This is a genomic window from Moorena producens 3L, assembly GCF_000211815.1.
Taxonomy (GTDB): domain Bacteria; phylum Cyanobacteriota; class Cyanobacteriia; order Cyanobacteriales; family Coleofasciculaceae; genus Moorena; species Moorena producens.
On sequence record NZ_GL890823.1, the window covers coordinates 47,926 to 69,953 of the forward strand.

Annotated in this window: 20 protein-coding genes, 1 tRNA gene and 2 pseudogenes; 18 read left to right on the forward strand and 5 right to left on the reverse strand. The window is 43.5% G+C overall.

All coding sequences use genetic code 11. The features are described 5' to 3' along the window. The 4 genes and pseudogenes from LYNGBM3L_RS46885 to LYNGBM3L_RS01970 all read left to right on the forward strand — a co-directional run. Positions 1-194 (forward strand): annotated as a pseudogene (locus LYNGBM3L_RS46885) (hypothetical protein); the annotation flags it as partial. A 223-nt stretch (positions 195-417) separates the two neighbouring features. Then, complete coding sequence (locus LYNGBM3L_RS39440) at positions 418-639, forward strand: hypothetical protein (RefSeq protein ID WP_131826970.1); 222 nt, start codon at positions 418-420, stop codon at positions 637-639. A 71-nt stretch (positions 640-710) separates the two neighbouring features. Further along, on the forward strand, positions 711-869 hold the full coding sequence (locus tag LYNGBM3L_RS46890; RefSeq protein WP_229414257.1) for a hypothetical protein: 159 nt from the start codon (positions 711-713) through the stop codon (positions 867-869). A gap of 20 nt (positions 870-889) precedes the next feature. Then, positions 890-1,330 (forward strand): MATE family efflux transporter, encoded by a 441-nt coding sequence (locus LYNGBM3L_RS01970; protein ID WP_229414259.1) that lies wholly within the window; start codon positions 890-892, stop codon positions 1,328-1,330. 170 nt (positions 1,331-1,500) lie between these two features. Here LYNGBM3L_RS01970 and LYNGBM3L_RS01975 read toward each other — a convergent pair whose 3' ends face one another. From LYNGBM3L_RS01975 to LYNGBM3L_RS01985, 3 genes are all read right to left on the reverse strand, one after another. After that, positions 1,501-2,676: a PLP-dependent transferase gene (locus tag LYNGBM3L_RS01975; protein WP_008178429.1), complete on the reverse strand. Its 1,176-nt coding sequence runs from the start codon at positions 2,674-2,676 to the stop codon at positions 1,501-1,503. Positions 2,677-2,738: 62 nt separating this feature from the next. Continuing rightward, complete coding sequence (locus LYNGBM3L_RS01980; protein WP_008178432.1) at positions 2,739-4,076, reverse strand: pyridoxal phosphate-dependent decarboxylase family protein; 1,338 nt, start codon at positions 4,074-4,076, stop codon at positions 2,739-2,741. Positions 4,077-4,549: 473 nt separating this feature from the next. Next, the gene (locus tag LYNGBM3L_RS01985; RefSeq protein WP_008178434.1) at positions 4,550-5,389 is read right to left on the reverse strand and encodes an SGNH/GDSL hydrolase family protein; all 840 of its coding nucleotides are present in this window, start codon (positions 5,387-5,389) and stop codon (positions 4,550-4,552) included. A gap of 82 nt (positions 5,390-5,471) precedes the next feature. Between LYNGBM3L_RS01985 and LYNGBM3L_RS39445 the strand changes: the two are divergent. The 12 genes and pseudogenes from LYNGBM3L_RS39445 to ispE form a co-directional block, all read left to right on the forward strand. Next, positions 5,472-5,588 (forward strand): annotated as a pseudogene (locus tag LYNGBM3L_RS39445) (IS200/IS605 family transposase); the annotation flags it as partial. A gap of 279 nt (positions 5,589-5,867) precedes the next feature. After that, positions 5,868-6,746 carry a hypothetical protein gene (locus LYNGBM3L_RS01990; protein WP_008178436.1) on the forward strand — a complete coding sequence of 293 codons (879 nt, stop codon included), beginning with the start codon at positions 5,868-5,870 and terminating at the stop codon, positions 6,744-6,746. A 451-nt stretch (positions 6,747-7,197) separates the two neighbouring features. Continuing rightward, positions 7,198-7,677 carry a DUF4079 domain-containing protein gene (locus LYNGBM3L_RS01995; RefSeq protein WP_008178438.1) on the forward strand — a complete coding sequence of 160 codons (480 nt, stop codon included), beginning with the start codon at positions 7,198-7,200 and terminating at the stop codon, positions 7,675-7,677. Beyond that, positions 7,677-10,037 (forward strand): ComEC/Rec2 family competence protein, encoded by a 2,361-nt coding sequence (locus LYNGBM3L_RS02000; protein WP_008178440.1) that lies wholly within the window; start codon positions 7,677-7,679, stop codon positions 10,035-10,037. The genes LYNGBM3L_RS01995 and LYNGBM3L_RS02000 overlap by 1 nt, the downstream gene beginning before the upstream one ends. Positions 10,038-10,156: 119 nt before the next feature. After that, positions 10,157-10,243: transfer RNA gene (locus LYNGBM3L_RS02005), tRNA-Ser, on the forward strand. A 198-nt stretch (positions 10,244-10,441) separates the two neighbouring features. Further along, positions 10,442-10,879: a DUF3119 family protein gene (locus LYNGBM3L_RS02010; RefSeq protein WP_044492017.1), complete on the forward strand. Its 438-nt coding sequence runs from the start codon at positions 10,442-10,444 to the stop codon at positions 10,877-10,879. Between the two features lie 69 nt (positions 10,880-10,948). Continuing rightward, positions 10,949-12,190, forward strand: a complete 1,242-nt coding sequence (locus LYNGBM3L_RS02015) for a DUF3086 domain-containing protein (protein ID WP_008178445.1) — start codon at positions 10,949-10,951, stop codon at positions 12,188-12,190. Between the two features lie 221 nt (positions 12,191-12,411). Beyond that, on the forward strand, positions 12,412-13,083 hold the full coding sequence (gene plsY, locus LYNGBM3L_RS02020) for a glycerol-3-phosphate 1-O-acyltransferase PlsY (protein ID WP_044492085.1): 672 nt from the start codon (positions 12,412-12,414) through the stop codon (positions 13,081-13,083). 317 nt (positions 13,084-13,400) lie between these two features. Continuing rightward, on the forward strand, positions 13,401-13,766 hold the full coding sequence (gene folB, locus LYNGBM3L_RS02025; protein WP_008178448.1) for a dihydroneopterin aldolase: 366 nt from the start codon (positions 13,401-13,403) through the stop codon (positions 13,764-13,766). A gap of 37 nt (positions 13,767-13,803) precedes the next feature. Next, complete coding sequence (locus LYNGBM3L_RS02030) at positions 13,804-14,769, forward strand: CBASS cGAMP-activated phospholipase (RefSeq protein WP_008178450.1); 966 nt, start codon at positions 13,804-13,806, stop codon at positions 14,767-14,769. Between the two features lie 399 nt (positions 14,770-15,168). Then, entirely contained in the window at positions 15,169-16,017 is an 849-nt protein-coding gene (gene rsmA, locus LYNGBM3L_RS02035) for a 16S rRNA (adenine(1518)-N(6)/adenine(1519)-N(6))-dimethyltransferase RsmA (RefSeq protein ID WP_008178456.1), read from the forward strand. After that, positions 15,986-16,936, forward strand: a complete 951-nt coding sequence (ispE, locus tag LYNGBM3L_RS02040; protein ID WP_008178458.1) for a 4-(cytidine 5'-diphospho)-2-C-methyl-D-erythritol kinase — start codon at positions 15,986-15,988, stop codon at positions 16,934-16,936. Before rsmA ends, ispE begins: the two co-directional genes overlap by 32 nt. A gap of 212 nt (positions 16,937-17,148) precedes the next feature. Here ispE and mrdA read toward each other — a convergent pair whose 3' ends face one another. Together mrdA and LYNGBM3L_RS48280 are read right to left on the reverse strand one after the other, a co-directional pair. Then, positions 17,149-18,927: a penicillin-binding protein 2 gene (mrdA, locus tag LYNGBM3L_RS02045; RefSeq protein WP_008178460.1), complete on the reverse strand. Its 1,779-nt coding sequence runs from the start codon at positions 18,925-18,927 to the stop codon at positions 17,149-17,151. 375 nt (positions 18,928-19,302) lie between these two features. Then, positions 19,303-19,431, reverse strand: a complete 129-nt coding sequence (locus tag LYNGBM3L_RS48280) for a hypothetical protein (RefSeq protein WP_267871969.1) — start codon at positions 19,429-19,431, stop codon at positions 19,303-19,305. Positions 19,432-19,467: 36 nt separating this feature from the next. Here LYNGBM3L_RS48280 and LYNGBM3L_RS02050 point away from each other — a divergent pair, with 36 nt between their 5' ends. Both LYNGBM3L_RS02050 and LYNGBM3L_RS02055 read left to right on the forward strand, forming a co-directional pair. Further along, positions 19,468-20,622, forward strand: a complete 1,155-nt coding sequence (locus tag LYNGBM3L_RS02050) for an ABC transporter ATP-binding protein (protein WP_008178464.1) — start codon at positions 19,468-19,470, stop codon at positions 20,620-20,622. Between the two features lie 221 nt (positions 20,623-20,843). After that, entirely contained in the window at positions 20,844-21,968 is a 1,125-nt protein-coding gene (locus tag LYNGBM3L_RS02055) for an ABC transporter substrate-binding protein (protein ID WP_008178466.1), read from the forward strand. The last annotated feature ends 60 nt before the right edge of the window (positions 21,969-22,028 follow it).

Sequence of the window (22,028 nt, forward strand, 5' to 3'; positions counted from 1 at the left end):
ATCTTGTGGGCTGTAACTTATCGGGTGTTAATGCATTTTTTGTCAGAAAAGATTTGGTTAGTGATCAATTTTTTGCTCCGTTCACGGCTGAAAATCATTATGAACCTGCCAGGTATTATCTCTCGGGATATTTTGCAGGTCATCCTGCCAGCTATCAAACCTTAGCAAAATCTCTGACCATGCGCTCTATTTGAAATTCGCTGAACATCAGCACCCCGCTCTAAAGAGACGGGGCTTTTAGCTTCCCTTTTTAGGTAGCTGACCAGCTATCAGAATTGTTCTTGATCTGAGTTGTCTCTCTATCCTGTGTTTCACAGAAAGTGGAACTTTTGAAATCCCATAAAAATTTTTAAAATTAAGCTTGATTTTTGTTAAAATTTACTATTAAAAATACCAATAAAGTTGATATTTGAGCCGATGAAACTTGCCCGCTTAAACTCAGACAGTCTTATCCCCCGCTTCTACAGGCTTGCGGTCATTAATACTCTCTCCGTAAGTATTCACCGGTCAGTGGTCAGCCGTCAGCTGTCAGTGGTCAGTGGTCAGCCGTCAGCTGTCAGGGGTCAGTGCTCAACAGACGTAACTCAGATTAGACAAATGGTTACCTGTTTTATTCAAAAGCTGAGAGCTGAAAGCTGAGAGCTGAGAGCTGAGAGCTGAGAGCTGAGAGCTGAGAGCTGAGAGCTGAATGCTTACCTCTCTCCAATATCATGATTCCCTTATCGGGCTTAGTCAGCGTGGCTTTCCTGGGACATCTGCCAGAAATTCGTCACTTAGCAGGAGTTGCAGTCGCAACGGTTTTGTTTACCTATCTTTACCGACTTTTACACTTCTTGCGGATGGAACGGGAGCGACGGCTCAAGCTGTAGGCAAAGATGACCGGGAAGCCATGTTATTAGTGGGTTTACGCAATGGATTGATAGGGTTGGTACTGGGTGTATTAATTGTTATTTTACAATATCCTATCGAGAAAATTTGGTTTCTTATACTCGATGCTCCTGATGACGTTAAATCTTCTGGTATTGCTTATTTTAATGCCCGTATTTGGGGTGCTCCCGCAGTGGCACTTAACTTAGTCGTGATCGGTTGGTTATTAGGAAAAGAGATGAGTGGTAAGGTGCTAGTGATAACAATCATTGGCAATTTAGGCAATATAATCTTTGATTATTTTTCCATTATTAAATGGCATTGGGGCAGTATTGGAGCTGGTTTTTATGCTTGTTTGAGTCAATATTTGACCTTATTTGTGGGAATCTTCTTTATCAGTCAGGATGTTCGATTCCAAGAAATTCAGCAGTTAAGTGATTGCATTTGGCAGGGTTCCATTTAGATTAGGATAATATAATCGGGGGTAAGGCCAAAGGAAATAGAGTACAGAAACAAGATACTCTAATAGACCTATGCGCAAAAGTATTTTTCTGATAGTGTTTACCTCAATTCTTGTCCACTGTTCCCTGTTCCCTGTTCCCTGTTCCCTGTTCCCGACAACTGCCGCGAAGTCTAATGTATTTCCGTAGGGATATATCGAGCAAGACTACAATCGAGATCCTCAATGATACTATCGACTGGATCATTAAAGCCGATGGAGAGTCGAATCAGACTATCCGTAATATTTAATGATTTTCTATCCTGGTCGGATAAATAGTAGTAGGTAAAGGGAGCAAGCTGTTCGATATAGGTTTCCGCTGAACCAAAGTTAGAAGCAATATATGGAATTTTTAAGTTGTCAATGAATTCTGATGTCTCACGTTTTGAAAGTTTGAGTTCAAAGGTCACAACACCACCATACCCATTAGTAAAATATTTCTTGGAGAGTTCTCGATGAGGATGAGAATCTAAGCCCAAATAATAGACCTTGGAAACCAAATCATGGGAATTTAAAAACTCAGTCAGTTTTTGCCCTGAAGCATTTAAAGACTCCATTCTCAACTGAAAGGTTTTCAAGTGTTGACCCAATGTAAACACATCCCGAGGGCTAGGAATAACTCCATTGATATTTCTGAAATTTCTAATTTGAGCGATCGCTTCCTTTTTCCCAGCAACACTTCCCAGTACCACATCAGCATGACCATTGAGATATTTAGTACAACTATGAATCACTAAATCTGCCCCCCATAAACAGGGTTGAAAATTATAGGGACTGGCAAAGGTACTATCGACAACCAGAAGCGTATCGGGTTCTAACAACTCTTTGATTTTTTCAATATCTGCCAGGTAAAGATGAGGGTTAGAGGGAAGTTCTAGGAAAAGAATATTAATATCTTGACTGACTTGATCAAGTGTTCTCATCAACTCAGATAGATCCGAATTATCCAAAATCAAAGTTTTGAACCCCAGTTTCTCAAGATTCTCAAAAACACGTCTTGTGTTTTTATAGAGATAGCAAGTTGTTGCGAAACAGCTTTGAGATTTGGCGAATGCCATTAAAGTGCTGTAAATCGCACTCATTCCACTGGGAAATAGTAAGCAATCTTCAGCCTTATCGAGTTGGGCTAAAATTCCCTCTACTTCTTCCCAATTCGGATTATGATACCTGCCATAACGGCCTTTTGTGAGCGATCCTTCGTGTAAGGCTTTAACATAAGTTTCATGATCGTCATAAAAGTAGGCTGTATTTTGATAAATGGGTGTTAGAATTGAGTTGGTGTAGGATTCATGCTTTCTGACTCTGCCCATTCTCTAATCCTCCTGTAATTTCCTGTAATTTTGGACTTCTAGATTAGACTTAGACAACGACTTTATCCAAAAGATTCATAGATTTTATATAAATAAGCAACAATTTCAGAAATGATATCTGTTGTCAGATTTCCATGATGTACAATTATCCGAATAAATGCCGGAAGATTATTAAAACTAGACGAACTGACTTTGATAAAGTCATCCTGGACTACTTGATCATAGATAGCGAGATTAAGTTGATCGATTTTATCAATTTCTGCCGCCGTGTAATCTGTGATGGTTTCCTTCACTTCCATTTCTTCAGGAATAAACCAGAAACAGAGGTTAAAATACTGGGGTTCGACGACATATAAAACCCGATCCGAAAGTTGTTTCCTGAATTCTTTACGATTTTTATAGTATTTTTGAATTAAATTTTGAAAATGTTCAAGACCATGATGTTTGAACATCAACCAAAGCTTAAAGGCATAGGCTTCTCGGGAACATTGTAAAGACTTGATGCTGAGACTATATTTTCTATTCTGGTTGCTGTTAAATGGAGAATTAGGATTATGTGCGATTACTTCATCCACTAAAACAGATTTGTCTTTCACCAGTAAGACTGAGCATAATAGAGGGGCTGAAAGAAATTTATGAAAGTCTAATACAATTGAATCTGACAAAGAACTCAGTTTTCTAGAAAACGCTGCATCTTCACTAAAGTAAACCCCGCCTCCCCAAGCTGCATCAAGATGAATCCAAGGTTGAATCGCGAATTCTTGGAATATTTCCAGTATTTCTTCTACCGGATCGAAAGTTCCCAAGGTAGTCGAACCCAGAACACAAGCAAAGTAAATTAGATTGAGATTATCAGCTTTAATTTTGCTGACTAATTCTCGTAAATGTTCTCGATCAACGACTCCTTTTGTGCTTGTTTTAACATTGATAATATGTTGAATCCCACAAATCTTAGCAGCTTTACTGATAGAGTAATGAGAATGTTCGGAAACCAGAATGACTGATTGTCCTAAATTAACTTTTGCTCTTTGTACTGCTAAGAATACAGATGCCAAATTAGATAAGGTACCACCCGGATAAAAGATACCATCGCCTTCAGGATAACCCACTAACGGCAGGAGAGTTTCTACCATTTCTACTTCACAACGAGTAAAAATTGGCGAACATTCTTCAGTATGAATATTAGAATTAATGTAGTTAGACACGAAATCGGCAAAAACACCGATGGGGTCGGGATAGGAAAATAAGTATTTTAAGTTTTTTGGACTGTAGATATCTGGAGTAATAGACAGGGTAGATTTAACAAATTTGTCAATCCTCTCTAATCTTTCCGGTTCGGATAAACTATAGATGCCATCCAGCATCTTCAAGCATTGATCAATGTCTTGTTCTGTTAGCATCTTAAATGTTTGTACGAAGTTTAGGGTAATTCAGTCTAAGCTGTCTGGATATCGCCAATTCCAATCGTGATCAAGCCACCCAGTGCGCATCAGCGGAGATCGGAGTGGAAAAATTAGCAATTGATACAGATTTTTTGAGGCAGGAAGCCTGAAAAATTTGATACATCAATATTAGAATCTGGCGTTATCACAATAATTACGGAGACAGACCTTTGTATAATACCACATCGAATCACACGGGCAAAAACGAGGAGCTTGATAGCCCCGTGAATGCATTCCGAAAGGCCTATATAAGCCATTTGGTATCTATGGTTATGGTCAGCAATTAGCAAAATCATTATCCTTCAGAAGAGCTTCGCCTACAGCAAATGCGCGTAGCGCACGCTACTTGAGGTGCTATCAACAATTAGCAATTTAATGATGGGGTTATACCGCAGGGTAAGCGCCTTGCGCTTACCCTGTAGATTTTTTTCTCAACTACCATAGATCTCGATCTCAAGGGGAACATCTATAGGAATATCATCTTGCTTTTCCCTCGTACCAATGCCGATCATGATTTTGAACCAAGCGTGAGCCAACTTTTTGTAACCCTCTGGGGTTAGGTGAATACCATCCTCAAGCATGTGTTCAGGGGTGAATATATTGCGGTTATTAATAAATCGAATGTTCTTGTTTTTATAACTTTCTCCAGTCAGCAAATTTGCCAATAGGTTATTGTATTTATCAGCTTTCTGATTCTTGAGAGTACCATCCTTAAGTGCAGAGGGCTTAATGGGGGGAATTGAAGAGACAAACAAATATACCTGATCTGACCAGGCGAGAATTTTATCAATTAGTAAAATCATTTCATTGACTGTATCTTCAGGGCTTTCATTCTGAAAAAGTATGTCGTTTGTGCCAGCCATTAATAAGATAATATCCGGTCTTGCCTGCTTCAGCCAATCTTCTATTTCGGAGTTTAAATCTGACCACGCATTGGATGCTCCAACACCAGCTATGGCAAATCCCCCATGCCCTTGATGCTCTTTGTCAAACACATATGTGTTGTTTTGGCCTAAAACTATTTCGGGATTTTCTGAGGTAGCGCTACCCACAAAATTTACTCTATAGCCATTATCTTTAAACAATGCCCACAGGTCATCTCGATATCCGGCTCGATCCAATGCTTTACCACGAGTGTTTGAGTCTCCTAAAGGCATAATCTTGAGAGACCATTGATCGATGGTGAGCGCCTCTGCGGTGGGAGAAAACTGAAATAGGCTGATGCAATAAGCGGCGATTAAGGTCAATTTTGGGGAGAATTTATGCTTCATACTATAGTTTCCTAGTAAGCTTGAGGTACAGTAACAGCAATGAGCAAACCAATTACGAAGATCATTATTGCTTAGACAATAATTTCCAGACCTGTTGAGATTGCCAAGTTTATGGACACATTCGTATATGTTTGACACCACTGGCAAGATTAGCACTCAGAAAGTTTTAGTGTACATTAGCGACCCGCATCGCGGATGAATCAATTCATCCGTTCGCTTATATCCCCCGACTAAAGTACAGGGGCTTTAGCCATCACACTTGTAAAGCAATCTATATCTTAACAAAGATATGTAACGCAATCATCATAAATTTGATGGTTACTTAACATTTATCAATGATCACCTAAAATTTATCTTAACTATTAGATTCCAGGGATAGTTATTGTGAGACAATTAGTAGTTGATATCAGGCTGTGGGGAGACTCCTCCAGCGATTTCGGCGATTTGTTTTAGTTGTCTATGAGCAGGAGCTGTATGAATGTCTTCAAAGCAATTTACTAAATCCCAGGAAAATAACGATGGCAAGATTTTTACTAGCAACTTAGGGTTTACTGCACTCTGCTTCTTAATCGGTTTAGCTGGATTTGGCTATATTCTCGCCACATTGCCCGGAATCGCAGAATCCCCGACAGACCCTTCTAGAACTTGTATAGTCGATGGTTGGAAACTGGGATTAATTATCACCCACGTGCTGGTTTTTGCCCTCATCCCTCTGGCGATGAGAATTTTTTACAACAGTTTAAAAAATTTAGGACTGACATCAAATATTTTTGCGTCGCAACTGGGGCTAGCTTTTGTGATGGTGGCGATCGCTTCAGAAATTGGTTGGCACGTCACCCAATGCTGGTATTATCAAAACGATTTTACGATGCTGAATTTCATGTTTTACTTTTTCTTGATTTCAGGATTTGCGCTGTGGGCGGATGGGTTAGTGGAGAAGACTACTATCATCACCAATTTAATTAACATTGTGTTTGCCATCAGTCTGTTAGTTGTTTCAATTTTGTACCCTTTAGGTTATCAAGCCGGTAACGATAATTTTAAGATTCCTATCTATATTGTACTTACTCTAGTTTTGGGTGTGTTGACCTATCGAGGCTATACGATACTCCAAGATTGGAAAATTATTCTTTTCCCAATTTTCTCCGTTGGAGTCAATTTAACCTTTGTGTTTCTTCTAGATAAATTTGGAGGGAATCCCTATAGTGATCCGCAAGTGACTTTCAATGCTTTATTTCATATCCTTCACGATTTATTAGGAACCGAAGCTGGATTAGTCATCTTTACCTGGCTTTTCTATAATAAAGGCATTGCTCAAAAAAACTCCAAAGCTACATTAGCGGCAGAAAAAAATTAGTATTTACTAATTTTGATATATACCAGTTTTAAATTTTCCTGGGTAATCCTAGCTATTTAGTATTATTTTTTTTTAAATTATCATTATAAACAAAGTAGTGACAGTGGCGGGGTGAGGAAGTGAGGAGTGAGAAGTGAGGAATGTCGGTTATTAAATTATTGTCAAAAAAAATTTAGATGGCTTTGCCCTGGGGGCTAAAGCCCTGCGTCTCCTTTGCACTAGGGACAAGCAAAGGATCATACCAGTCTTCTAGGATCTGGTATGATTTTTTGTTCACGTTGAACTGCAAGTGTTTGAATTATCTGTTTGTTAGTTTGAGACAAGTGTCAAGGAATCTAAACATCACTATCTGGATATGGTGAGATTTTGTTGCCCAATCAAATTCTGAATATGCTACAAAGATGGTTACCTAAGCTAGGTCAACCTTAATCGAGAGGATAGTTTTACACCGGTGGGAAATTTCAGTCAGCTCTTAGAACCAATTGCTAACCAATTTAGAATTTTAGGTATTCCTGAGCCAGTGGTGCATTGGGGACACCCATTGATGATGGGAATTGTGGTATTGATTATGGGTAGCTTTGTGGGAATAGCAGGATGGCGTGGCCGAGTAGTATCTGATCCTGAAATAGCACTACAGAGTCGCAGTAATCATCGAAAAATAGCACCCTGGATGTTTATTTTTATCGCAGGTGGCTACACGGGTGGGGTTTTGTCTCTGGTAATGCAGTATCAGCCAATTCTAGAAAGCCCCCACTTTTGGACAGGATCAATCGTACTGATTGTGCTGGCTGCTAATGGGGTGATTGCCTTGACTGGCTTTGGCGGAAACAAAGCATTGGTGCGTAGCGTTCATGCCTACTTAGGAAGTACGGCACTTTGCCTGCTATTGCTTCATGTTGTTTTGGGCTTAAAGCTAGGTTTATCGATCTGATGAAGCCTGCCACTGGTACAGTAATAAGTCTTGCTTATATTCTGGGCTTACTGTCTACAGGGATTCTCAACTTACCGACTGGTGAGATTCCCTGGCAAGAGTACAGAGCTTTGGTAACAGGATTAGTTGTCACAGGGATAGTGGCTGCGATCGCATTCCCCAGGTTCTGGCGCACAGGACCAAAACCAAGATTATGGGTAGCAGCAGGACTAATCTCGGCCTTGGCGGTGGTCTATTTTCAATTGCGGGTACCACAACCAGAACTGAATGACATTAGCGAATATGTCCCCTCAACCAATAGCATTGCTCCAGAGCAACTGTTTAAGGTTGAAGGCAAAGTGGAGAGTATGCCTCGCCTGACCCGAACTCAGCGTACACAATTTTGGTTACAAGCTACTCAGTTAACTGAAATTGAAAGTCGCGAAGATGGGGGAGCGATCAGTCAGGGAGTGACAGGCAAGTTGTATGTGACTGTGCCATTACTTCAAGGAACTGGTATCTACCCAGGTCAGATAATTAGCGTAACTGGGGTTTTATATAAACCCAAGCCAGTGACTAATCCCGGAGCCTTCGACTTTGGAGCCTATCTTGCCCGTCAAGGGGCTTTTGCTGGTTTGAGTGGGCGTCAAATAAACTTTGATGAGGAAACTATTGGCAAACCCTGGGGATGGTGGAGACTGCGACAACGTATTATCCGTTCCCAAGTTCGCTTTTTAGGCTCTCCCACAGGTCCGTTAGTCAGTTCAATGGTTTTAGGACGTCGTGCTGTTGATTTGCCCTACGATATCCGGGATCAATTTATTCAGGCTGGGTTAGCCTATACCTTAGCAGCATCTGGATTCCATGTCTCTTTGCTGTTGGGTTTTGTCTTAGCCGTTACCAGGGGTTTAAGCAAGGAAAAGCAGTTCAGTATTAGCTTGAGTGTACTGTTAATTTACGTGGCATTAACTGGACTGCAGCCATCGGTAATGCGGGCGGCTCTGATGGGGGTGGGTGCCCTAATTGCCTTAGTGACGGCACGGAAAGTTAAGCCTTTAGGGTCACTCTTGTTAGCAGCAACACTGTTACTCCTATTTAATCCTTTGTGGATCTGGGATTTGGGATTTCAGCTGAGTTTTCTGGCCACCCTAGGATTACTAATCACTGCACCAGGGATTATCCAACGTTTGGATTGGTTGCCACCTGCGATCGCATCCCTAGTTGCTGTGCCAATTGCAGCAGCAGTTTGGACTCTACCCCTGCAACTGTATGTTTTTCAAGTTGTTGCCAGCTACTCTATACCAGTTAGTGTTATTGCTACACCCCTAATTTCTATTATCACTTTGGGTGGAATTGTCAGTGCCTTGGCAGGACTAATTTGGCCAACAGCAGGAAGTGGACTGGCTTGGTTACTGTATTACCCAACCCATGGACTGATGGGACTAGTGGAATTTTTCAATCAGTTGCCAGGAAGTTCTGTAGCGGTGGGCAAAATTTCCCTAGGGCAACTGTTATTCCTCTACGGGCTAATTGCTCTAGCTTGCTTGATTAAATGGTTACATCCTCGTTGGTGGCTGATTAGTCTAGTTGCTGTCACTGTGGTGGTGTTGCCCCAATGGCAACAAGCGTCAAAATTGTTTCAAGTTACAGTGCTAGCTACAGGAAATAACCAAATTTTAGTGATTCAAGACCAGGGACAAGTCACCTTGGTCAATAGTGGCAACCCTGATACAGTCAGGTTTACAGTGCTGCCTTTTCTGCAAAAGCAAGGTATCAATGATATTAATTGGGCAGTTGCTCTCGACAAGCAGCCCCAACTCAGAAGTGGTTGGGTTCAGCTTCTAGGTAGTTTACCGATCGAGACATTCTACGATAACACTGATTTACAACGACCATTGTCTCAGGGTCAAAATTGGAACGATATTGTCACCCGTAACTCTATCGCTAGTGCAGTAGCCTCTAGGGAGGCTAACTACCAACCAATTCCAGTGGGGGAAATACTCTCTTTTGGGTCTACTTCAATAGAATTAGTCAACACTGAACCACCAGTGTTGCTGATGCGCATCATTGACCAAAATTGGTTACTCTTAGGAGACCTCAAACCAGGCTTCCAAAAACAGTTAGCCAAAACCATCCGTTTCCCTGAGCTACAAGTACTTTGGTGGTCGGGAAAAAGTCTGAGGCCAGAATTCCTCGATGCCCTGCAACCGAAAATTGCGATCGCATCATCCAATGTCGTGGATGCCTACACGGCGAAGCTCATGCGCAATGCTAAGATGACCCTCTATTGGACAGGCCGTGATGGTGCTATCCAGTGGACACCGGATGGTGGTTTTAAGACTACTGTTGAAGATATTGAGATAGACATTGATGTTCCTTGATAGTGATTCCATCATTGAGCACCCAGCAATGCCTGAGTTTTCAACAGCAGGCTTGACAAATTCCACGGTTTTGTGTTCAAATTTCAGATGAAGTCTGGGGTGCGGTTTGACTAGATCATGGAGGGGTGTCCGAGTGGTTTAAGGTGGCAGACTCGAAATCTGTTATGGTGTCAAAGCCATCGGGGGTTCGAATCCCCCCCTCTCCGTATAAAAATTTAACTCAATTTTTGATTAATCTCACTCAGGAATGTGCTAGGTACTGGTAGTAGGTAAGATCAGGTAACTGTCATCCCATAGAATCCCATAGAAGAAATTGGGAAGATCGAAGAAGTTGGGAATATAGGCTTAGAATTAAATTATATTCATATATTGATTCATCTTTATCAGCTCGGGATTTAAGCCAAGTGACTTCTGCTGATTATTCTCCAAAATCGACATTAACTGTTGAACTCTCCCCAAGCTACACACTTCCTATAGTGTTGATTATTGCTGCAGTGACAATAGTGCTCATACAACCCTGGGTGAGTTTAGCGATCGGCGAAGCCGCGCCAAAGGCGATCGCCTTTGGCGCGGCTTCGCCGATCGCTTTGTTGGGATTGTTCTTGTTGTTTCAGGCCGTAACCATACGCCTGCAATTTACTGAAACCGCCTTGGATATTTATCGCTCCGAAACCCTGATCCGGCGTTTTCCTTATCAGGATTGGCAAAACTGGGAAATCTTCTGGACATCAGTACCGATTTTGTTTTATTTTTCAGAAGTCAAAAGCATTCACTTTCTACCAATTATATTTGACCCAAAGCTGCTACGAACTTGCCTAGAAGAACGCTGCCCTAAAGTATAACTGACTTACCTCAAAGTATAGAGTAGAGGTTAGGTAGTTAGTGAATAAGTTATTAATAAATCACTTTAAATGAATTCCGAAGACCCACAAAACCCAGAACAAGAGCAAGATAATAACCAAGCAGTTAAGGGATTAGATAATTCACAGGAGTCAAATTGGCCAGATCAGGATAGGGCTACTCCTAGGGATAACTCTGAAGCTCCCGACCTTCCTCCCATTTCTCTGACCCTATCAGACCATGACAAAGCTAAACCAACACAGTCGATTGATCCGAATCGGAATGATAAAGTTAGTGAAATTCAACTAGGGGAGTCTTCAGATCAAGCAAAAAAAATGGTTAGCTTAGCTCAAACTGTGGCTGAACTTGAGCAAAAAGAACAGGAGTTGAGACAGAGAATTGCCAATCTGCAAAACCATGAAAAGTCACTGGTTTCAAAGGAATTGGGAAGCACCGAAGCAGTTGTAGAGCGGATGGTACTTGAAGGTCTGACCGAACTGGAGCAACGCAAGCAAAAGTTGCAAATTTCTATTGAGCAACTAGAACGCCGCCGGGAACGCATTCGTGAAGAAATGCGCACTAGTTTTGCAGGTGTATCTCAAGAGCTAGCCATTCGAGTTCAAGGCTTTAAAGATTATTTGGTTGGCTCCTTACAAGACCTAGCTGCTGCTGCAGAACAACTCGAACTCTCCCAGCCACCAACCGAAGCACCACGGTCAGAATTAGAAGAAACCCCACCACCCCCGACCAGAGGCAACCCAAAATTTGCTGAACAAGCATTTAAAGACGAAGTCCGACAAATTCGTCAGCTGTTGGATCAATATCGCAAAATGCCAGATTATTATGGTCCTCCCTGGCAACTGCGTCGTACCTTCGAGCCAATTCACGCTGAAAAAGTGTCTCAGTGGTTTTTTTCCCAAGGTGGTCGTGGTGCGTTGCAAACTATGGGCAGCCGCTTACAAAATGTTTTAATTGCCTCAGCGGTTATATCCGTGTTGCGGACACTATATGACAATCGCCTAAGTACTCTTGTGCTGGCCAACACCCCAGAACGACTGGGAGAATGGCGTAGAGGATTACAGGACTGTCTCGGAATCTCCCGCAGTGATTTTGGTCCAGAACGGGGAGTTGTTCTATTTGAAGATCCAATAGCCCTGGTTCAAAAAGCGGAACGACTGATCAAGCGGGATAAGTTAGCGTTAATCATTGTTGACGAAACCGAAGATAAGATCAGTTTGTCATTATTGCAATTTCCCCTATGGTTGGCTTTTGCACCTGATCCTCGGCAGATGTATACCTATGACGATTATTGAATTACTTAGTTTACTGGCTTGAATTTTAGCAAAACAGGCGCGAAACTGCTGCCAATCGGGAGGTTCAGCGAACTGAAAAATCGATGTAGTTGCTCCGACGGGGGTTTCCCCCACTTGCGCTTTACATCAAAACAGTTAGCAATGTTACAGCCGAGCTACCCGTCGCGGTGGTGATCGGGGAATTCTTGCCGGATCTTGTCACAATCTTCAACATGACACCAATGGTACTTAACTTAACTTGGAGTGGGCTACTAGTCATCTCAGCCTATTTATTAGGTTCCCTGCCTACTGGTTACCTAGCAGGACGCTGGCTTAAAGATATTGATATTCGCGAGCATGGCTCTGGATCAACTGGTGCCACCAATATATTGAGAACTGTGGGCAAAGGACCAGCAGTGGTGGTATTACTGATTGATGCCTTGAAAGGAGTAGCGGCTATTAGTCTAGTCAATGGCTTTTATACCCTGACAGACGTTTCCCTACTGCCACTAACCTGGCAACCCTGGTTAGTGGCATTAGCTGCGTTTGCTGCTATCTTTGGTCATAGTAAATCCATTTGGCTAAACTTCACCGGAGGTAAATCCGTTGCCACCAGTATAGGTGTTATCTTCACCATGTCTTGGCCTGTAGGCTTAGGAACCGTAGGTGTATTTGCAGTAGTCTTGGCAATTTCTCGTATTGTCTCTCTCAGTTCCATTGCTGGTGCGATCGCTGTTTCCCTACTGATGTACCTTACCAAAGCTCCTCTTGCCTATGAGTTATTTGGTATTGCTGCTGGCATATATGTCATCATCCGTCACCGCAGTAACATTCAGCGTATAGTTAGAGGTACCGAACCCCAAATCGGGAAACCCCTTTCTCCAGCAGTATCCTTAGAGACTGGAACAGACTAGAACTGTTAAACACAAATCCCTGGTCATGGATTGCTTGAGTAGAAATCTAATAAAGGAGCGGACTTACGCAGCGGTGCGACCCCGGTCGGGTTTACCGACAAGCGTGAACGCGCACCAATAGAGCGAAGCGTGAAAGCCAAGCAAGAGATATCTTTGTATGCTAGGGGTTGAATTGAGACAACAATTCTGGTAAAAGACTCCAGCAATTCTAATTTTTAAACATTAGCTTTGAAAAGCGATTAACCCAAAGTAGTAGCGCTAAGGACAATCGTTTACCTTGGTGATAAAGCATAGATGAGGGAAAACTTGACATAATGATGGACTGTATTAAACTAAGCAATATTCGCTGCTACGGCTACACTGGCTACCTACCCGAAGAACAGACCCTAGGACAGTGGTTTGAAGTAGACCTGACCATGTGGCTAGATCTAAGCCCTGCGGGAGAAAGTGATGACCTTAGCGATACCATGGATTATCGGCAAACTATTGATACTGTCAAGCATTTGGTTAAAACCTCAAAATGTGCCCTGATCGAAAAATTGGCAGTACAAATTGCTAATGCGATCCTAGAATTCGATCAGGTGCAGCAAGTCCAGGTGCAGTTAAGCAAACCTGGTGCCCCAATTCCGGATTTTGGAGGTAAGATCACCCTGGAAGTGACTAGAACCCGTCACAATAGTTAGGAGGATTAATTCAACATCGTGGGTTTTTAGGGGGATCATGACTTTTCGCATACTCAGCTTAGATGGCGGTGGTATTCGGGGCGTTATTGCAGCAGTAATCTTGGCAGAATTGGAAAAAGATATTAACCAGCCCCTCAACAAGTATTTTGATTTAATTGCAGGTACCTCCACTGGTTCAATTTTGGCTGCCGGCATTGCCACTGGCATCCCTAGCCGGGAGATGATTAAACTTTATGAACAGAAAGGGGAAAGAATTTTCCGCTACACCAGCCGTTTTTCACTAAAGCGGCTCAAGGTTATCCTTAAGTATGGTCTTTCTGCTCCTAAACACTCCAATCAGGGGTTAATTGAGGTGATGAAAGAGCAGTTTGGGACGACCAAGCTGTCGGATATCTACGATTCACCTCGGCTGTTGATCACAGCCTATGACACTATGAGTCGGATGCCGATTATATTTAAAAGCTGGCGTGAAGACAAAGATTATTTCCATGTTCCCTTGTGGGAAGCCTGTGTCTGTTCCGCATCTGCCCCCACCTATTTTCCAGCCCATCAGCTCAAGACTCAAAGCAAGACTTACTCAGCGATTGATGGTGGAGTTGGGGCGAATAATCCCTCAAGCTGTGCATTAGCTGAAGCGATCCGGTTAAATCATTCCCTTAAGGAAATTTCTATCATCTCGATTGGCACAGGAGAATCCAACCGCCCCATTCCTTGGGAAAAAGCTAGAGGCTGGGGATTGGGACAATGGGGATGGCAAGGACGATTGATTGAAGTGCTATTTGATGCTCCTTGTGACATTCACCGGTATATTACCAAAGAGTTGATCGGTAGCTTAGAATCTGAGGATGCAACAGTTTCTCGTTACCTGCGTCTACAACCGCAAATCACTAATGACACAATGGATGATGCGACTCGGAGCAATATTGCCCAGTTAAAGCGTGTTGCCAAGAATTACGCCTGGCAAAACCAAGGTTTGTTCCAGAACTTCCTGGAAATAAATTGATGAACCTTTGAGCTCCTGTTCGTCGGTTTACTACTGATAATTCAAGGAACTTGCTTACTTGTTACTGGTTAATTAAACACTAACATTTATGGGATAAACCTGATTAGACGTGATGTAAGCAGTCAGCAGTCAGCAGTCAGCCGTTGGCCGTTGGCAAAGCTAATTGAGGTGCTTTCCGTAACTCAGCATTATTCCAATGCTTACCTCTTTTATTCTAAAGACGTAACTCAGCATTATTCCAATGCTTACCTCTTTTATTATTAACGGTTTCCTACTCAATAAGCTTGCCCATAGCCCATAAGCTGAGAGCTGAGAGCTGATAGCTGTTGGCGTAGCCTGCGCGTAGGGCATATGCTTAACAATTGGGTACTGAATTGAGAAATGCTATAAAATTGGGCAATGACCTTAAAAGCTCGTAAAAAATTTGCTCAACATTGGCTGCGTAGCGAGGAGGCACTGAACCAAATCGTGACAGCTGCTAATTTACAAAAAAGCGATCGCATTCTAGAAATTGGTCCGGGTACTGGCATTCTTACCCAGCGCTTACTGCCTTTTGTTCAGTCTGTAGTGGCCGTAGAAATTGATCGAGACTTGTGCCGATTATTAGTTAAAAAACTCGGTAAAATAGATAATTTTTTACTGCTGCAAGGGGACTTTCTATCCCTAGACTTAGATACCTTGTTAGCTAACTTTTCCAATTTCCAAAAACCTAATAAAGTGGTTGCCAATATCCCCTATAATATTACCGGTCCGATTCTGGAAAAGTTACTAGGTACCATTACTCAGCCAGCTGTGCCAGGGTTTGATTTAATCGTGCTGCTAGTGCAAAAAGAAGTAGCTCAGCGGTTATATGCCAAACCCAGTTCTAGACAATTCGGGGCATTATCAGTGCGGGTGCAGTATCTCGCCGAATGTGAATTGATTTGCGATGTACCTGGGTCGGCCTTCTCTCCTCCCCCCAAGGTCGATTCCGCTGTCGTGCGGTTACATCCGAGCCTAGCCGAACCACCAGCTTCTGACCCCAGATGCTTAGAGACACTATTGAAACTGGGCTTTGGCAGCAAACGTAAAATGTTGCGCAATAATTTAAAATCTGTAATTGAACGCGATCGCATCACCCAATTGCTGGAACAATTAGAAATAAGCCCTCAAGCCCGAGCCGAAGACCTTAGTGTTGCTCAATGGATAGCCCTAGCTAATCAGATCACCATAAAGAATGCATTCTTATTCCCTAAATGCCCCAGCTAAAATCAATCTGTATTTGGAAATCATCGGTGATGCGGGTGATGGTTATCACGAACTCGCAATGATTCTCCAAAGCATCGAATTAGCTGATCAAATCGATATCCGTGCCATTGGTACACAGGAGATTAAAGTCCACTGTCATCATCCCGAAGTGCCAACGGATGAAAGCAACCTCGCTTATAAAGCAGCTGCCTTGATGTGGGAGGAGTTTCCTGAGTATTTTGCTAACTTGGGCGGTGTAGAAATTACTATCCACAAGCGAATTCCTGTAGCCGCTGGACTAGCTGGTGGCTCCACGGATGCAGCGGCTGTGTTAGTAGGAATCGATATGTTGTGGCAATTGGGATTAACCCACCCGGAATTAGAACAATTGGCAGCACAGCTTGGATCGGATGTGCCGTTTTGCCTTGCTGGTGGCACTGCTCTAGCTCTGGGCAGAGGTGAACGGCTGTCTGCCCTACCGGGACTGGATTCTCTATATGTCGTCTTGGGGAAATACCGCAGTCTGATGGTTTCTACTGCTTGGGCTTATCAGACTTATCGGGCTCAGTTTGGGGAAACCTATATCCGGGAGCTTGAGGACTTAGAATCCCGTGCTAATCGTTTTCATAGTGGTCCGATGGTTAAGGAAATCCTCAATAAGGATGGGGGAAAGATCGGAAAACTATTGCGCAATGATTTAGAGAAAGTGGTGTTACCCAATCACCCCCAAGTCTTGGAACTACGGAAAGCCTTTGAGAATAGCGGTGCCATAGGAACCATGATGTCTGGTTCCGGTCCGACGGTATTTGCCCTGTGCGAGTCCCAGGAGCAAGCCCAGGAAATTCAACAGAAAGTAAGCATTGATATTACTGACCCAGATTTGGAATTTTGGGTGACCAAGTTATCGACTCAGGGAATTCAGATAATGTCAACACCTTGAGTCAAGTCGCTTCGCTCCAATTCAAAATTATAAATTCAAAATTCAAAAATACCCCAGGAATTAATTCGGGGGTTTGAAACATCGCTTCGCTCCAATTCAAAAATAGGGGCTTGTATCCGGTGTCAACAATTCAAAATTATCAAGCTATTCATTTTGAATTCAAAAATGGTGGTTAGTCCTGATTCAAAAGTGACTAACCAGAGTTTCAATCACTAATTATGCTTGAAATAAGCCTCCATCACCTGGCGCACAATCGGTCCTGCCACTGAACCTCCACCGCCGCCGGAATGTTCCACAAAAGCAACAACCGCAATCTCGGGTTTATCATAGGGTGCAAAACCACCAAACCAAGCATGAGCTTTGCCAGGAGGAGCCTCTGCTGTTCCACTCTTACCAGCGGCAGGAGGTAACTCTGGCACCCTCAATGCCGCTCCTGTTCCCCCAGTAACCACAGCTCGCAATCCTCGGCGCAGGGTTTGAATCGTTGATGGCTTCATATTAATCGACACTCGCCCTTTGATGGCATCCTGATTGTTCTTGAGCAAGTGAGGTTTAACCCGATAGCCGCCATTGGCAACTACAGAAAACATCACTGAGGATTGTAAGGGTGTTCCTAGGGTAAACCCTTGACCAATAGACATATTGATGGTATCTCCCACGGTCCATCCCCAATTGTAGTTTTTCCGCTTCCAGGCATCATCCACTATCAAACCACGGGATTCCCCAGATAACTCAATACCAGTTTTTTCACCAAAGCCATATCTACGAGCCCATTCAATCAGGGTTTTCCCCCCAACCCCTCGACCGATTTGACCAAAGAAGGTGTTACTGCTCCAAGCCATAGCACCCACAAATCCCATTGGACCAAATCCGGCTCGGTTCCACTCCCCAAAGGCATGACCACCCACATAAAGGTAAGGATAAGTCTGTAAAACAGTTCTGGGAGAATACCGACCAGATTCCATACCCGCCGAAGCCGTGACTACCTTAAATGTACTGGCTGGAGGAAACCCTCGCATTGCCCGGTTGATAAACGGATTCCCTCTGCCTTGTAGCTTTCGCCAGGTTTCTGAGGTGATGCGAGTCGAGAAAATATTCGGGTCAAAGGTTGGACGAGAAACCATTGCGAGGACAGCACCGGTGTTGGGGTCTATAGCCACGACTGCCCCTTTGCGATCGCCTAATGCTGCCTCGGCTGCCTTCTGCACGTCTAGATCGATGCTTATATGGATAGGTTTACCCGGTTTTGCCTGTTTCTGACCCAGAACCCTGACGACTCGTCCAGCACCATCAACTTCTACTTGCTGACCGCCCCATTCTCCCCGTAGCAGATGCTCATAGGACTTCTCCACCCCCATTTTGCCAACCACATCACCGAGGCGGTAGCCGTCCGCTTTACGCCGTTGCAGCTCTTCATAGTCTAACTCTCCAGTATAACCTAGAACATGAGCCGATAGCTTCCCATGGGGATAGTACCGCACTGCATCAATATCCACCTCTATCCCCTGTAATTCATTGCTGTACTCAGCCAAGGCAGTAACTTGAGCGGGAGTAACACCACGGGCAATCCGAAGTAGGTAAGGAGAGTTATAGCCCGCTTGTTCCAGACGCTTTTGAATCTCAGCGTCTGGTATCTTCAAAATTTGGGACAGGCGTTTGCGAGTTTGGGGCCATTGCTCCTGCCTAAGAACCATCGGCCATACAAATACCGAGTGAGACAACCGATAGCTAGCTAATACTCTTCCCTTACGGTCAAAAATATTGCCCCGTATAGGGGGCTTGGGAATCAGACGAATCCGATTATTTTCTGCCAGCTTTTGGTTGCGTTCCCCTTGAACTAGCTGTAAATAAGCTAAACGGGAACCAATTCCCCCCAGCAAGAATAGGCTCATCAGTACCATAATCACTACGGATTGGTATTTGCGTCCGACAGTGCGGGAATTAGATCGATATACTGCAAATGGAGATAAGGAAGGCTGAATTAATGTCATCGTGAGAGGTCTGAGAATGGGGAATCGGACTTGGAGAACACGGGATTGGGCAATTAAGGCGAATAGTCACCTGATCAATGCAGTAACCTATTGGCTTGGATTCCCAATACGTCCCCCTTTTCAATTAAGAATTAAGGATTGACAATTGACAACAAAACAACAGGACTCACGCCCCAAGCTTGTCGGTTAAAACTGGATATGGGGTTTACGGTGACCGGGTGTAGTGAGCAAAATTGGAACATGCCCGATTAATTGCCCACACCGGTTAGCCTACAGCCGCCCCAAATCCTTGATTAAGGAGGCTCTGATTTGCCCCTGTTCAATAGCTCTTACCATTAGCCTAATATCTCCTAGTCAAGCCTAATACCCAGCAATTTACTTCCGCACCTCAGCTACTGGATCAGTGCAGATCTGTTTAGCTACTGCAGGAGTATTTTTAGGTTCGAGGATAAAATAAACCCAAGGAGAGAAACCGTGTTGCACAGATGCAGACAGACGAGGCATGACTCTGGGGGCATCACTACTGCTGAAATAACCACCATGTTTCAAACGACTGTTAAAGAACCACGTCCGACTGCTACGACTACAGCTAAACTTGATGTTGAACTCCGCAAGGTTTTTAAAGTGTTCGACACCGAGACCGTTGTCCGTGGTGTTGACTTAAGTATCCGTCAAGGAGAATTTTTTAGCATTCTTGGTCCGTCTGGCTGTGGCAAAACTACAACCTTGCGTTTAGTAGCAGGATTTGAGATGCCTTCAGCTGGGGAAGTAATGATTCAGGGACGCTCGATGAATCATATTCCACCACACCGCCGACCTGTCAATACGGTCTTTCAAAGTTATGCTCTATTCAATCACCTGAGTGTATCCGAAAATATTGCCTTCGGTCTACGGCTAAAAAAGCTACCCTCATTGGAGGTTGAGGAACGAGTCAAAGCAGCCCTCAAACAAGTGAAACTAGAGGGATTGGCGAATCGGTATCCCCCTCAACTGTCTGGGGGTCAACAGCAACGAGTGGCATTGGCCCGAGCGTTAGTTAATCGACCAGCGGTACTGTTGTTGGATGAACCCTTGGGAGCCCTAGATTTCAAGCTACGCAAACAGATGCAGGTGGAACTTTCAAATCTCCATCAAGACCTGGGGTTAACCTTTGTGATGGTGACCCACGACCAAGACGAAGCCATGAGTCTTTCTGACCGTATCGCTGTGATGCGTGCAGGTAAAATTGAGCAAGTTGGTTCCCCCAGAGAAATCTATGAAAATCCTCGGACAACCTTTGTGGCGGACTTTATCGGTGATACCAATTTATTTAAAGGTCGTCTGCAACGGTCCGATGCCGACTCACTCGAAATTACCACCAAGACTGGTATCAAGATTGTGGTTGAGTCTCCATCCGTTAGAGAAGTCCTGGATAATTCTAATCCTCAGGATATTGTAGTAGGTGTACGACCAGAGAAAATTCGCCTGAGTCTTTCCCCGCCAACAGTAACAACAACTACTACTACTATGAATTGCTTTGAAGGACGTCTCAAACACGCGATGTACCTGGGTACTCATATTCAATGTGTGGTGGAGTTACTCAGTGGCGACTGTCTCAGAGTCATACTTGCCAACACCAATAACAAGTTACCAGACCCTAACACGACAATTTATGCTCGTTGGGCACCCACGGATTGTCGCGTGTTGGCGGAATAATTTAAAGATTTCGGTAGTTTTTGAGCCTAGTTTGCTGGCAAAATAGTGCTCAGGAAAGCCAGATATTTTTAGTTGTTTACTAAATCAATTTTGGTGGATTAATTATCCTATCCATTTTGGGGTAATGGGTAATCGGTAATCGGTTTTGAATAACTTTATTAAACCTACCCTACTTCGGACGCCTGGGCAACAACAAACCTCAACCTTAAACCTTTTCAATCGTGCTTTCTAAGGATCGACAATCATTCCTAAAACGCCCTACAAGGCGCAACTTTTTACAGCTAGCCACTGTCGCTACCCTATCAGGTCTAACCCTGTCTGGATGTGGCTGGACTCTAGCTAAGGTGAAACCAACACCTCCTTCACCAGGTGACAGAAATAAACTATTTATCTACACTTGGACTAACTATACCGATGATGAGCTACTAGACCGCTTTACCGAAATAACTGGAATCAAAGCTTTAGTCGATGTCTTTGATTCCAACGAAGCTATGCTTGCTCGACTTCAGGCTTCTGGGGGCGGAGCCTATAGCATTATCTACCCGTCTGACTACATGGTGCGGAAGATGGTTGAGTTGGATCTGTTGCTCAAACTGGACTTTGAACGCATCATCGGAATGAATCGACTTTTTTCTAAGTTCCTCAATCCTATATATGACCCCAACAATTTGCACAGTATTCCTCTGAGCTGGGGAACAACGGGTTTGATTTACAACTCCAAAAAACTATCTAAAGTACCGGAGGATTGGAGCTATCTTTGGCAAGATAAAGACAAATTATCGAGACGGATGACTTTGCTCAACGATGTGCGAGAAGTGATGGGTGCCACTTTGAAAATGTTGGGTTACTCGTACAACTCTACCAATCCCCAGGAGATTAAAAAAGCCTATGAAACGTTGGTGGACTTAAAACCAAGTATTGCTTCATTTTCTTCTGATGCTTGGCGATCGCAAATTCTGAGTGGGGATTTATGGATTGCGATGTGTTACTCCTCGGATGCTGCTGAAATCATGGCAGAAAACCCAGATTTGCAGTATGTGCTACCGAAAAGCGGTTCTTCCTTGTGGACCGATACCTTGGCAATTCCTAAAACAGCTCCCAATCTTGAGGGTGCCTACGCTTGGATTAACTTTATGTTAGAAGCAGATGTTGCTGCTCAAATTTGTGAACGCTTGAGCTTCGCCACACCAAACCAAAAAGCCTTTAAGCTATTGTCCCGTGAAATCCAAGAGGATCAAAGTTTGTTTCCAGAATCATCAGCGTTAGAACGTTGTGAAGGTCTTGCACCTGTTGACGAAGTTAGCGAACTTTATGACCGCTACTGGACTAAGTTGACCAGTGGTTAGGAGTTAGGAATTAGCCCTTTTTAACACCCTAAAGTTTAGGAAACTAGTACGGAACGGCAG

Excerpts from the sequence above, each read along its gene's own strand:
- ispE (WP_008178458.1), top strand. The coding sequence starts at position 15,986 with ATGCATTCTTATTCCCTAAATGCCCCAGCTAAAATCAATCTGTATTTG.
- LYNGBM3L_RS02030 (WP_008178450.1), top strand. The coding sequence starts at position 13,804 with ATGACTTTTCGCATACTCAGCTTAGATGGCGGTGGTATTCGGGGCGTT.
- LYNGBM3L_RS02050 (WP_008178464.1), top strand. The coding sequence starts at position 19,468 with ATGTTTCAAACGACTGTTAAAGAACCACGTCCGACTGCTACGACTACA.
- LYNGBM3L_RS48280 (WP_267871969.1), bottom strand. The coding sequence starts at position 19,431 with ATGCCTCGTCTGTCTGCATCTGTGCAACACGGTTTCTCTCCTTGGGTT.
- LYNGBM3L_RS01980 (WP_008178432.1), bottom strand. The coding sequence starts at position 4,076 with ATGCTAACAGAACAAGACATTGATCAATGCTTGAAGATGCTGGATGGC.
- plsY (WP_044492085.1), top strand. The coding sequence starts at position 12,412 with ATGGTACTTAACTTAACTTGGAGTGGGCTACTAGTCATCTCAGCCTAT.
- LYNGBM3L_RS02000 (WP_008178440.1), top strand. The coding sequence starts at position 7,677 with ATGAAGCCTGCCACTGGTACAGTAATAAGTCTTGCTTATATTCTGGGC.
- LYNGBM3L_RS39440 (WP_131826970.1), top strand. The coding sequence starts at position 418 with ATGAAACTTGCCCGCTTAAACTCAGACAGTCTTATCCCCCGCTTCTAC.
- LYNGBM3L_RS01970 (WP_229414259.1), top strand. The coding sequence starts at position 890 with ATGTTATTAGTGGGTTTACGCAATGGATTGATAGGGTTGGTACTGGGT.
- mrdA (WP_008178460.1), bottom strand. The coding sequence starts at position 18,927 with ATGACATTAATTCAGCCTTCCTTATCTCCATTTGCAGTATATCGATCT.
- folB (WP_008178448.1), top strand. The coding sequence starts at position 13,401 with ATGGACTGTATTAAACTAAGCAATATTCGCTGCTACGGCTACACTGGC.
- LYNGBM3L_RS01990 (WP_008178436.1), top strand. The coding sequence starts at position 5,868 with ATGTCTTCAAAGCAATTTACTAAATCCCAGGAAAATAACGATGGCAAG.
- rsmA (WP_008178456.1), top strand. The coding sequence starts at position 15,169 with ATGACCTTAAAAGCTCGTAAAAAATTTGCTCAACATTGGCTGCGTAGC.
- LYNGBM3L_RS01975 (WP_008178429.1), bottom strand. The coding sequence starts at position 2,676 with ATGGGCAGAGTCAGAAAGCATGAATCCTACACCAACTCAATTCTAACA.
- LYNGBM3L_RS01985 (WP_008178434.1), bottom strand. The coding sequence starts at position 5,389 with ATGAAGCATAAATTCTCCCCAAAATTGACCTTAATCGCCGCTTATTGC.
- LYNGBM3L_RS02015 (WP_008178445.1), top strand. The coding sequence starts at position 10,949 with ATGAATTCCGAAGACCCACAAAACCCAGAACAAGAGCAAGATAATAAC.
- LYNGBM3L_RS46890 (WP_229414257.1), top strand. The coding sequence starts at position 711 with ATGATTCCCTTATCGGGCTTAGTCAGCGTGGCTTTCCTGGGACATCTG.